The following is a 10,588-nucleotide window of genomic DNA, read 5'->3' on the forward strand; positions in this document are numbered from 1 at the left end:
TAAAGTTCGGGCCGTGAGCTTTACACCCGAAACCGTGCCAGGCCCTGACGCCCCTCTGCGCGCCGCGCTGCGCTACGGCCTGATCGGCCTCGGCGTGCTCGTCGTCGTCTCGGTGGCGATCGCCTCCGCGGTGGCCGGGATGCCCGGTCTGTGGGGGGCACTGCTCGGTGCCGCGATCGGTGGTGGGTTCATCCTCACCACGGTCGTCGCGGTGCTGCTCGGCGCGAAGCTGCCGCCGACCATGGCAGGTGCGGTGATGCTGGTCAGCTGGGTCGGCAAGTTGCTGGTGGCGCTGCTGGTGATCGTGGTGCTCAAGCAGTTCGACTTCTACAGCGGGCCCGCGCTGTTCTTTACGGTGGTAGGAGCCCTGCTGATCGTCCTCGGTGCGGAGACGTACGGCGTTGTGAGCCAGAAGGTTCCGTACGTCACGACACGCGCGGGAGACAGCGAAACGGCTTCCGAGCAGGAATAATCCCACCCAGCTACACACTGTCGTAGATAGCTTGGTAAAGTGTTGGTAAGCAAGCACCCAAGCTAGAGGCCCGGCCCGACAAACTCGGGGCTATGCCTCGAGTTACCAGGGGGGATCATCGGGATCCCACCCGGTGCCGCTATGCTTACTGCCGATCCGGGTGGAATGTGCCCGGTTGAAGCATGTCGACGATGTCGCCGACGCCCGAACAGAAGCCGATACGGGTTATACCGTACGAGCCGCTGTCGAATTTCGAGCCGACCAGAGTCGACCCCATTGATCGTCAATGTCCGATCGAACCGCGGGAATGACAGTCGTACCTGCGGCCCGAACACGGGAGAGAACGCTGAGCGTCATCACTTTGGCGGCGGGCGAGTTTCACGCGCCATCGCTGTCCGACTTCTACCCTCCAGCAGTGCTGTTCGCGGGGACGCCGTTCGAACTCGATCGCCTGATGCTGGTCCGGCTGCTGATGACCGCCGTATTGGTGGCCGTCTTCGTGCTGGCATTCCGCTCGCCGAAGATCGTGCCACGCGGCCTGCAGAACGTGATGGAAGCCGGTGTGGTTTTCGTCAAGGAGCAGATCGCCGACGAGGTTCTCGGTAAGGAAACCGGCAAGAAGTTCCTCCCGCTCATCGCGACGATCTTCTTCACGGTTCTGTTCCTGAACTTCTCCGGTGTGATTCCCGGATTGAACATCTCGTCGAATGCGCGCATCGGCATGCCGCTGGTGCTGGCCGCGATCGTCTATATCGCGTACAACTACGTCGGTATCCGGAAGTACGGGTTCTTCTCCTACATCCGCCACAGCATCGTCGTCCCCGACGTGCCGGTCGCGCTGCACGTGCTGCTGATCCCGATCGAGTTCATCTCGACCTTCATCCTGCGCCCGTTCACGCTCACCGTGCGTCTCATGGCCAACATGCTGGCCGGCCACATCATGCTGGTGCTGTTCTTCAGCGCGACCTGGTTCTTCCTGTTCGACGCCGCCGCGTGGATGAAGGTCTTCTCGCCGTTCTCGCTGCTGGCCGGCATCGGCTTCACGCTCTTCGAGCTGCTGGTGATCTTCCTGCAGGCCTACGTTTTCGCGCTGCTGGCCGCCGTGTACATCGGCCAGTCGCAGCACGCTGCCGACCACTGACCTGACTGACCAACGACCGGAAACCTGCTACACACGCCGACCGGCGGGTGAGCAACAGAAAGGGAAAGATTCATGAGCCTCGCTTACCTGGCCCAGGAAGCCGCGACCACCGAGAGCACCTTCAAGGGCTTCGGCGCCATCGGCTACGGTCTGGCCGCGATCGGCCCCGGCATCGGCGTGGGTATCGTCGTCGGTAAGGCCATCGAGGGCATCGCTCGTCAGCCCGAGCTGTCCGGCCAGATCCGCACCACCATGTTCCTCGGCATCGCGTTCACCGAGGCCCTGGCGCTGATCGGCCTCGTCGCCGGCTTCATCTTCTGATTCCGATGCGCGAACTCATCACGCTCGCAGCTGAGGGTGGAGAGGATGTGAATCCTCTCGTTCCCGAAACGTACGACATCGTCTGGTCGATCGTCTGCGTCGTCATCATCGGCGTGCTCTTCTGGAAATACGTGATCCCGCGTGTGACCAAGACACTCGAAGAGCGCACAGACAAGATCGAAGGCGGTATCGCCAGGGCCGAAGCAGCCCAGGCCGAGGCACAGCACACGCTGGAGCAGTACCAGCAGCAGCTTGCCGACGCCCGGCTCGAGGCCGCGCGCATCCGCGAGGAAGCACGCACCCAGGGTCAGCAGATCCTCGCGCAGATGCGCACGGATGCCCAGGCCGAAAGCGACCGTATCGTCGCCGCCGGTCACTCCCAGCTGGAAGCCCAGCGCCAGCAGATCCTGACGGAGCTGCGTTCCGAGGTCGGCCGTACGGCCGTCGACCTGGCCGAGAAGATCATCGGTCAGTCGGTTTCGGACGAAGCCAAGCAGGCGGCGTCGATCGACAAGTTCCTCAGTGAACTCGACGACACCGACGCCATCGGGGTCGGAAGGTAGCGACGCGAAAGTGAGAAGCATGTACGCAGCGAGCCGCGAGGCCAGTACCCGGTCTCGCGAGGCGCTTCGGGTCGCTCTGACCGGAAGCGAAACTGTTGCGGCCACAACGGGGTCGGAACTGTTCGCCGTTGTCGCCGTGCTGGACGACCAGCGTTCGCTGCGTGTGGCGCTCGCGGACGCCTCGGTGCCGGGTTCGGCGCGCGCTGAACTCAGTGAGCGGGTCTTCGGCGGCAAGGTCAGCATTGCCACGCAGGCAGTGCTGACCACCGCGGTGGCGCAGGACTGGTCACGCACCCGCGACCTGGTCGACACCCTGGTGCTGCTCGGGCAGGAGGCTCTGCTGGAGTCTGCCGCCGTCGGTGGCCGACAGGACGCGGTGGAGGACGAGCTGTTCCGGCTCGGACGCATCATCGCCGACAACCCGAAGCTGGAGCAGGCACTGTCCGATCAGGGAAAGCCCGCCTCGGCGCGGCGCGAACTGGTCGAGCGGCTGCTCAACGGCAAGGTCGAGCCGGTCACCCTGGCGCTGGCCGAGCAGGCGGTGACCCGCCTGCGGACCAACAACATCGGCGTCGCCTTCGACGCCCTGTCCGATCTGGCGGCGGCCCGTCGTGACCAGATCGTCGCCCACGTGAACTCGGCGGTCGAGCTGAACGATCAGCAGAAGGAGAAGCTGTCGGCTTCCCTGCGGCGGATCTACGGCAAGGCGGTCACCGTGCACGTGCAGGTCGACCCGACGCTGCTGAGCGGCGTCGTCGTCCGCGTCGGAGACGACGTGATCGACGGCAGCGCCACCGGCCGACTGGAGAAGCTGCGTCGGGCTCTGTCGTAATCGACAAGGCCCAGACTCCACTTCCCCCATCCCCGACATTCGAGACCACAGCGAGAGCAGGAACAACATGGCGGAGCTGACGATCTCCTCCGACGAGATCCGTAGCGCGATCGAGAGCTACACCCAGAGCTACACCCCGGAAACCTCCATCGAAGAAGTCGGCATCGTGACCGATACCGGCGACGGTATCGCGCACGTCAGCGGCCTGCCTTCGGCGATGGCCAACGAGCTGCTCGAGTTCCCCGGCGGGGTTCTCGGCGTCGCGCTGAACCTCGAGGACACCAACATCGGTGCCGTCATCCTCGGCGAGTACGCCTCGCTCGAGGAGGGCCAGCAGGTCCGTCGCACCGGCGACGTGCTCTCCGTCCCCGTGGGTGACAAGTTCCTCGGTCGCGTCGTCAACCCGCTCGGCCAGCCGATCGACGGCCTGGGCGAGATCGAGGCCGACGAGCGCCGCGTGCTGGAGCTGCAGGCCGCGTCTGTGCTGGAACGTCAGCCGGTCGAGGAGCCGCTGGCCACCGGCATCACCGCGATCGACGCGCTGACCGCCATCGGTCGCGGCCAGCGTCAGCTGATCATCGGCGACCGCAAGACGGGCAAGACCGCCGTCGCGATCGACGCGATCCTGAACCAGAAGGCGAACTGGGAGACCGGCGACGCCGACAAGCAGGTTCGCTGCATCTACGTCGCGATCGGCCAGAAGGGCTCCACCATCGCGGGCGTCAAGACCGCGCTCGAGGAGCACGGCGCGATGGAGTACACCACCATCGTCGCGGCCCCGGCCTCCGATTCCGCCGGCTTCAAGTGGCTGGCTCCGTACACCGGTTCGGCCATCGGCCAGCACTGGATGTACCAGGGCAAGCACGTCCTCATCGTGTTCGACGACCTGACCAAGCAGGCCGAGGCGTACCGCGCCATCTCGCTGCTGCTGCGTCGTCCGCCGGGCCGCGAGGCGTACCCCGGTGACGTCTTCTACCTGCACTCCCGTCTGCTGGAGCGTTGCGCGAAGCTGTCCGACGAGATGGGCGCCGGCTCGATGACCGGTCTGCCGATCATCGAGACCAAGGCCAACGACGTCTCGGCGTTCATCCCGACCAACGTCATCTCCATCACCGACGGCCAGGTCTTCCTCGAGTCCGACCTGTTCAACAAGGGCGTCCGCCCGGCGATCAACGTCGGTACCTCGGTCTCCCGTGTCGGTGGCGCCGCCCAGACCAAGGCCATGAAGAAGGTCGCCGGTTCGCTGCGTCTGGAAATGGCGCAGTACCGCGAGCTGGAGGCGTTCTCCGCCTTCGCCTCCGACCTCGACGCCGCGTCGCTGGCGCAGCTCGAGCGTGGTGCCCGCTGGGTCGAGCTGCTCAAGCAGGACCAGTACTCCCCGGTCTCGGTCGAGGATCAGGTCGTCTCGATCTTCCTGGTCGACGCCGGTTACTACGAGTCGGTGCCCGTCGAAGACGTGCGTCGCTTCACCGCCGAGCTGCTCGAGTACCTGCACGGCGCGACCCAGAGCTCGTTCGACGCGCTCGAGGGTGGCAAGAAGCCGCTCGCCGGCGACGCCGCCGACGCGATCAAGGCCGAGACCGACAAGTTCAAGCAGGGCTTCCTCGATTCGAACGGCAATCGCATCGTGAACGAGGCTGCCGCGGGCGAGCTGGACCACGAAGAGGTCGAGTCGCTGTCGGTCACCCGCAAGCACGTCGACAAGTAAGCCGGGTCATGATGTCGGCAATTTCCGATCTGGCGAATGAAGGGAGTGTGAACCGCTAGTGGCAAGTTTGCGCGAATTGCGCTCCCGCATTCGTGGTGTGAATTCGATCAAGAAGATCACCAAGGCTCAGGAACTGATCGCGACCTCGCGAATTTCCAAGGCCCAGGCCAGGGTTGCGGCTGCCAAGCCGTACGCCGAGGAGATCACCAAGGTCCTCGGCGAACTGGCGAGCGCTTCGAAGAACCTGTCGCACCCGCTGCTGACCGAGCGTCCCAACGCTCGTCGGGCCGCTGTCCTGGTGATCACCAGTGACAGCGGTATGTGCGGTGGCTACAACTCGAACGTGCTCAAGCGTGCCGAAGAGCTCATGACCACGCTGCGTGGCGACGGCAAGGAACCCGTTCTGTACGTGATGGGCAGCAAGGGCATCACGTACTACAAGTTCCGCAACCGTCCGTTCCAGGCGTCGTGGTTCGGCTTCTCCCAGCAGCCCAAGTACACCGATGCCTCGGCCGCGTGCCAGCACCTGGTCGAGGCCTTCATGGCCGGCTCCGACAGCGAGGTCCCCTCGCTCGACGGCACCGGAACCATCGAGGGTGTCGACGAGCTGCACATCGTGTACACCAAGTTCGTCTCGATGCTGACCCAGAACCCGGAGGTGCGCCGCCTGGCGCCGATCCAGGTCAGCTACGTCGACGAGAACTACGAGCTCGGTGACGACATCATGTCGGATTCGCCGAACGCGGTGGCCACGGCGCAGTACGAGTTCGAGCCGGACGCCGATGTGCTGCTCGGGGCTCTGCTGCCCAAGTACATCAACACGCGTATCTACGCATCGTTGCTCGAGGCAGCGGCATCCGAGTCCGCGGCTCGGCGCACCGCAATGAAGGCGGCGACCGATAACGCCAACGAGCTGGCCAATGTGCTCCAGCGCGAGGCGAACTCGGTGCGTCAGGCCCAGATCACGCAGGAAATCAGCGAAATCGTCGGCGGCGTCAATGCGCTGGCGTCGAGCTCGGACCGCGACTAAGAAGCGCAGGAAGAGAACCAATCTAATGACCGCAGCTGTCACTCAGGACAACGCGAAGAAGGCGGGCGAAACCGCTGGTCGCGTCGTCCGTGTCATCGGCCCCGTCGTGGACGTCGAGTTCCCGCGTGGCGCCATCCCCGAGCTGTTCAACGCTCTGAACTCCGACATCGAGCTCCCGTCGGTGGCCAAGACCCTCACCCTCGAGGTCGCTCAGCACCTCGGCGACAACATCGTGCGCACCATCTCGATGCAGCCGACCGACGGCCTGGTCCGTGGCGCGACCGTCACCGACACCGGCAAGCCGATCTCGGTGCCCGTCGGCGACATCGTCAAGGGCCACGTGTTCAACGCCCTCGGTGACTGCCTCGACACCCCCGGCCTCGGCCGGGACGGCGAGCAGTGGGGCATCCACCGTCAGCCGCCGAGCTTCGACCAGCTCGAGGGCAAGACCGAGATCCTCGAGACCGGCGTCAAGGTCATCGACCTGCTGACCCCGTACGTCAAGGGCGGCAAGATCGGTCTGTTCGGTGGTGCCGGTGTCGGCAAGACCGTGCTGATCCAGGAGATGATCACCCGTATCGCTCGCGAGTTCTCGGGCACCTCGGTGTTCGCGGGCGTCGGTGAGCGTACTCGTGAGGGCACCGACCTCCGTCTGGAAATGGAAGAGATGGGCGTCCTTCCGGACACCGCCCTCGTCTTCGGCCAGATGGACGAGCCGCCGGGCACGCGTATGCGCGTCGCCCTGTCGGCGCTGACCATGGCGGAGTACTTCCGCGATGTCCAGCACCAGGACGTGCTGCTCTTCATCGACAACATCTTCCGTTTCACCCAGGCCGGTTCCGAGGTCTCGACGCTGCTGGGTCGCATGCCTTCGGCCGTGGGTTACCAGCCGACGCTGGCGGACGAGATGGGTCAGCTCCAGGAGCGCATCACCTCGACCAAGGGTCGCTCGATCACCTCGCTGCAGGCGATCTACGTCCCCGCCGACGACTACACCGACCCGGCGCCGGCGACCACCTTCGCCCACCTGGATGCGACGACCGAGCTTTCGCGCCCGATCTCGCAGAAGGGCATCTACCCGGCCGTCGACCCGCTGACCTCGACCTCTCGTATCCTCGAGGCTTCGATCGTCGGCGAGCGCCACTTCCGGGTCGCCAACGAGGTCAAGCGGATCCTGCAGAAGTACAAGGAACTGCAGGACATCATCGCCATCCTCGGCATGGACGAGCTCTCCGAAGAGGACAAGGTCCTCGTCGGTCGCGCCCGTCGCCTGGAGAAGTTCCTCGGTCAGAACTTCATCGTCGCCGAGAAGTTCACCGGCCAGGTCGGCTCGGTCGTTCCGCTGGAGCAGACCATCGACGACTTCGACCGTGTCTGCAAGGGCGAGTTCGACCACTACCCGGAGCAGGCGTTCAACTCCTGCGGTGGTCTCGACGACGTCGAGGCAGCCGCGAAGAAGATCCTCGGGAAGTAGTCCACTATGGCGGAGATGACAGTTGATCTCGTAGCTGTCGAGCGCAAGATCTGGTCCGGCCAGGCTTCGTTCGTCAGCGCGCAGACCACCGAGGGTCAGATCGGCATCATGGCAGGCCACGAGCCGCTGCTCGGTCAGCTCGTCGAGGGCGGCACAGTTTCCATCGTGTCGACCGACGGCGAGCGGATCGTCGCGGCGGTGCACGGCGGCTTCTTCTCGGTCACCGCCGACACCGTGCGGGTGCTGGCCGAGTCCGCGGATCTCGCGGGCGAGGTCGACGTCGACGCGGCACGCAAGGTGCTGGCCGATGCGAGCGCCACCGAGGTGGAGCTGCGCGCGGCCCAGGGCCAGGTGCGTGCGGTCGAAGCGACCGTGACCGACTGATCGCAGTAGTACGACTCTCTGCCGGCGAGGAACTTCGGTTCCTCGCCGGCAGAGTTGTTTGCGCCGCCTTTTCGTGGGGATAGACGATCCGGCCGGAGCACCGCGTAGTGGGCGTGATTGAATGTCTGGGCGGGGGTGTCTTTGACACCGGCTAGAGCGAAAGGGCGTACGGCATTGCAAACCGGGATGGTTCTCCTGATCATTCTGGTGCTGACGCTCGTGTTCGTAGCCGGTGCGTCGACCTATCGCCTGGTGATGTTGCGCCGCGGGGGTACGGCCGCGCTCCTACGTTCACTGCCCGCGCGCGGCGGCCAAGGCTGGCGGCACGGGCTCATTCGCTACGACGAGGATCGCCTCGTCTTCTTCAAATTGACCAGCCTGAAATTCGGACCCGACTCCACGGTGCATCGGCAGGGCCTCGAGATCGTCGAGCGCCGAGCGCCGCAGGGCGACGAATTCGACATCATGAGCGATGACATCGTGGTGGTAGCCGTCACCGATCCGCACAGCAAATTCGAGCTCGCGCTCGACCGCGGTTCGATGGCGGCTTTTCTGTCCTGGGTGGAGTCGCGACCGTCCGATCGCGCCCGCCGCACTCGTGGAGGCCCGTCGTGAGCGTGCATTTGACCCGGATCTATACCCGCACGGGCGATGACGGGACGACCGGTCTCAGCGATTTCTCCCGTGTCGCCAAGAACGATCCCCGGCTGATCGCCTACGCCGACTGCGACGAGGCCAATGCCGCACTCGGTGTCGCCGTCGCTCTCGGTGCGCCCGAACCCGCTGTGCTGACGGTGCTGCGCCAGATCCAGAACGATCTGTTCGACGCGGGCGCCGATCTGTCCACCCCGGTTGTCGCCGAACCGAAGTATCCGCCGCTGCGCATCACCCAGCCCTATATCGACCGGCTCGAGAAGTGGTGCGACGAGTTCAACGACGGTCTGGCACCGCTGAATTCGTTCATTCTGCCCGGCGGCACGCCGTTGGCTGCGTTGTTGCACACAGCCCGCACTGTGGTGCGGCGCGCCGAGCGATCCGCGTGGTCCGCTGTCGAAACGCACCCTGCCGACACCAGTGTGCTGCCCGCGAAATATCTGAATCGACTCTCGGACCTGCTGTTCATCCTCAGCCGCGCGACCAATCCTTCCGGTGACGTGTTGTGGCAGCCCGGCGGCGGGCTACCACGCTGAAACCGACTCTCCGACGCGGAGAATCGGTCGGTTTCTTGTTCTTTCGTGGCAGGGGGGCGTGTCGTCGCGTGACGGTCGATAAGCTGGCGTGGTGAGCGAACGGTTTCTGGTCTCCGGCGGTAATCGACTCGTCGGCGAGGTCGCGGTCGGCGGCGCGAAGAACAGCGTGCTGAAGCTGATGGCTGCCTCGTTGCTGGCCGAGGGCACGACCACCATCACCAACTGCCCGGACATCCTCGATGTCCCCTTGATGGCGGAGGTGCTGCGCGGCCTCGGCTGCGATGTGACGATCTCCGACGATGTCGGCGGCGACAACTCGGTGGTGACGATCGATACCCCCGCCGAGCCCAAGTACCACGCGGACTTCCCCGCGGTGACCCAGTTCCGCGCCTCGGTGTGTGTACTCGGTCCGCTGATGGCGCGCTGCAAACGCGCCGTGGTGGCGCTGCCCGGTGGCGATGCGATCGGTTCGCGACCCCTTGACATGCACCAGGCGGGCCTACGCCTGCTCGGTGCGACCAGTGCGATCGAGCACGGTTGCGTCGTGGCGTCGGCCGAACAGTTGCAGGGTGCGCGGATCCGCCTCGACTTCCCGTCGGTGGGCGCGACCGAGAACATCCTGATGGCCGCGGTCCTGGCCGAGGGGGAGACGGTCATCGACAACGCCGCGCGCGAGCCCGACATCGTCGACCTGTGCACGATGCTCGTACAGATGGGTGCGCAGATCGACGGTGCCGGTTCCTCCGTGCTCACCGTGCAGGGCGTCAAGAGCCTCTCGCCCACCACACACCGGGTGATCGGCGACCGTATCGTCGCCGCTACCTGGGGGATCGCCGCCGCGATGACCACCGGCGATGTCCGGGTCACCGGCGTCAACCCCAAGCACCTGGCGCTGGTGCTGGACAAGCTGCGTTCGGCCGGCGCGCGAATCTCGTACGAGCCCAACGGCTTCCGGGTCGTGCAGGCCGAGCGTCCGCGCGCGGTGAACTTCGCGACGCTGCCGTTCCCCGGTTTCCCGACCGACCTGCAGCCGATGGCCATCGGCCTGGCCGCGATCGCGGACGGCACGTCGATGATCACCGAGAACGTCTTCGAGGCGCGGTTCCGTTTCGTGGAGGAGATGATCCGGCTCGGCTCCGACGCCCGGACCGACGGTCACCATGCGGTGGTCCGTGGAATCCCGCGGTTGTCGAGTGCGCCGGTCTGGTCCTCCGACATCCGCGCGGGTGCGGGCCTGGTGCTCGCCGGCCTCGTCGCTGATGGCGTCACCGAAGTGCACGACGTCTATCACATCGACCGCGGCTACCCCCGGTTCGTCGAGCAGATGCAGGCGCTCGGCGGACAGGTCGAACGGGTAGATGCGCCGAAATAGGGCCCCTGACCAGCCGATTTGACTTCGCGTTTGTCGGCACGTAACTTTATTCGAGTCAGAGCGACACGGACACCGACTCAGCCGCCCAGCGGCCGGGACAC

At 65.4% G+C, this 10,588-nt stretch carries 12 protein-coding genes; all 12 read left to right on the top strand.

The window, feature by feature from the left end:
* Window positions 1-13: 13 nt before the first annotated feature.
* The 12 genes from ACWDXS_RS34375 (at window position 14) to murA (ending at window position 10,487) form a co-directional block, all read left to right on the top strand.
* Window positions 14-472, top strand: a complete 459-nt coding sequence (locus ACWDXS_RS34375) for a hypothetical protein (RefSeq protein ID WP_378996170.1) — start codon at window positions 14-16, stop codon at window positions 470-472.
* Between the two features lie 286 nt (window positions 473-758).
* Window positions 759-1,613, top strand: coding sequence for a F0F1 ATP synthase subunit A (gene atpB, locus ACWDXS_RS34380; protein WP_378996168.1), 855 nt, complete (start codon window positions 759-761; stop codon window positions 1,611-1,613).
* Between the two features lie 72 nt (window positions 1,614-1,685).
* Window positions 1,686-1,934 carry an ATP synthase F0 subunit C gene (locus ACWDXS_RS34385; RefSeq protein ID WP_056817903.1) on the top strand — a complete coding sequence of 83 codons (249 nt, stop codon included), beginning with the start codon at window positions 1,686-1,688 and terminating at the stop codon, window positions 1,932-1,934.
* Between the two features lie 5 nt (window positions 1,935-1,939).
* The gene (locus ACWDXS_RS34390) at window positions 1,940-2,497 is read left to right on the top strand and encodes a F0F1 ATP synthase subunit B (RefSeq protein WP_378996166.1); all 558 of its coding nucleotides are present in this window, start codon (window positions 1,940-1,942) and stop codon (window positions 2,495-2,497) included.
* 19 nt (window positions 2,498-2,516) lie between these two features.
* Window positions 2,517-3,329 carry a F0F1 ATP synthase subunit delta gene (locus ACWDXS_RS34395; protein WP_378996164.1) on the top strand — a complete coding sequence of 271 codons (813 nt, stop codon included), beginning with the start codon at window positions 2,517-2,519 and terminating at the stop codon, window positions 3,327-3,329.
* A gap of 67 nt (window positions 3,330-3,396) precedes the next feature.
* Window positions 3,397-5,037 (top strand): F0F1 ATP synthase subunit alpha, encoded by a 1,641-nt coding sequence (gene atpA, locus ACWDXS_RS34400; RefSeq protein ID WP_449972296.1) that lies wholly within the window; start codon window positions 3,397-3,399, stop codon window positions 5,035-5,037.
* A gap of 58 nt (window positions 5,038-5,095) precedes the next feature.
* Window positions 5,096-6,067 carry a F0F1 ATP synthase subunit gamma gene (locus ACWDXS_RS34405; RefSeq protein WP_379314655.1) on the top strand — a complete coding sequence of 324 codons (972 nt, stop codon included), beginning with the start codon at window positions 5,096-5,098 and terminating at the stop codon, window positions 6,065-6,067.
* Between the two features lie 25 nt (window positions 6,068-6,092).
* On the top strand, window positions 6,093-7,541 hold the full coding sequence (gene atpD, locus ACWDXS_RS34410; protein ID WP_056817894.1) for a F0F1 ATP synthase subunit beta: 1,449 nt from the start codon (window positions 6,093-6,095) through the stop codon (window positions 7,539-7,541).
* Window positions 7,542-7,547: 6 nt separating this feature from the next.
* Window positions 7,548-7,925: a F0F1 ATP synthase subunit epsilon gene (locus ACWDXS_RS34415; protein WP_378963587.1), complete on the top strand. Its 378-nt coding sequence runs from the start codon at window positions 7,548-7,550 to the stop codon at window positions 7,923-7,925.
* Between the two features lie 186 nt (window positions 7,926-8,111).
* Entirely contained in the window at window positions 8,112-8,540 is a 429-nt protein-coding gene (locus tag ACWDXS_RS34420; RefSeq protein WP_378639396.1) for a DUF2550 domain-containing protein, read from the top strand.
* Window positions 8,537-9,115: a cob(I)yrinic acid a,c-diamide adenosyltransferase gene (locus tag ACWDXS_RS34425; RefSeq protein WP_378996158.1), complete on the top strand. Its 579-nt coding sequence runs from the start codon at window positions 8,537-8,539 to the stop codon at window positions 9,113-9,115. The genes ACWDXS_RS34420 and ACWDXS_RS34425 overlap by 4 nt, the downstream gene beginning before the upstream one ends.
* A gap of 91 nt (window positions 9,116-9,206) precedes the next feature.
* Complete coding sequence (gene murA / locus ACWDXS_RS34430) at window positions 9,207-10,487, top strand: UDP-N-acetylglucosamine 1-carboxyvinyltransferase (protein ID WP_056819138.1); 1,281 nt, start codon at window positions 9,207-9,209, stop codon at window positions 10,485-10,487.
* Window positions 10,488-10,588: the final 101 nt, after the last annotated feature.

The sequence above is a fragment of the Nocardia sp. NPDC003183 genome, assembly GCF_053590715.1.

Coding starts and splice junctions, on each gene's coding strand:
- atpD (WP_056817894.1), top strand. CDS start 6,093: ATGACCGCAGCTGTCACTCAGGACAACGCGAAGAAGGCGGGCGAAACC.
- ACWDXS_RS34420 (WP_378639396.1), top strand. CDS start 8,112: ATGGTTCTCCTGATCATTCTGGTGCTGACGCTCGTGTTCGTAGCCGGT.
- ACWDXS_RS34385 (WP_056817903.1), top strand. CDS start 1,686: ATGAGCCTCGCTTACCTGGCCCAGGAAGCCGCGACCACCGAGAGCACC.
- atpA (WP_449972296.1), top strand. CDS start 3,397: ATGGCGGAGCTGACGATCTCCTCCGACGAGATCCGTAGCGCGATCGAG.
- atpB (WP_378996168.1), top strand. CDS start 759: ATGTCCGATCGAACCGCGGGAATGACAGTCGTACCTGCGGCCCGAACA.
- ACWDXS_RS34415 (WP_378963587.1), top strand. CDS start 7,548: ATGGCGGAGATGACAGTTGATCTCGTAGCTGTCGAGCGCAAGATCTGG.
- ACWDXS_RS34395 (WP_378996164.1), top strand. CDS start 2,517: ATGTACGCAGCGAGCCGCGAGGCCAGTACCCGGTCTCGCGAGGCGCTT.
- ACWDXS_RS34390 (WP_378996166.1), top strand. CDS start 1,940: ATGCGCGAACTCATCACGCTCGCAGCTGAGGGTGGAGAGGATGTGAAT.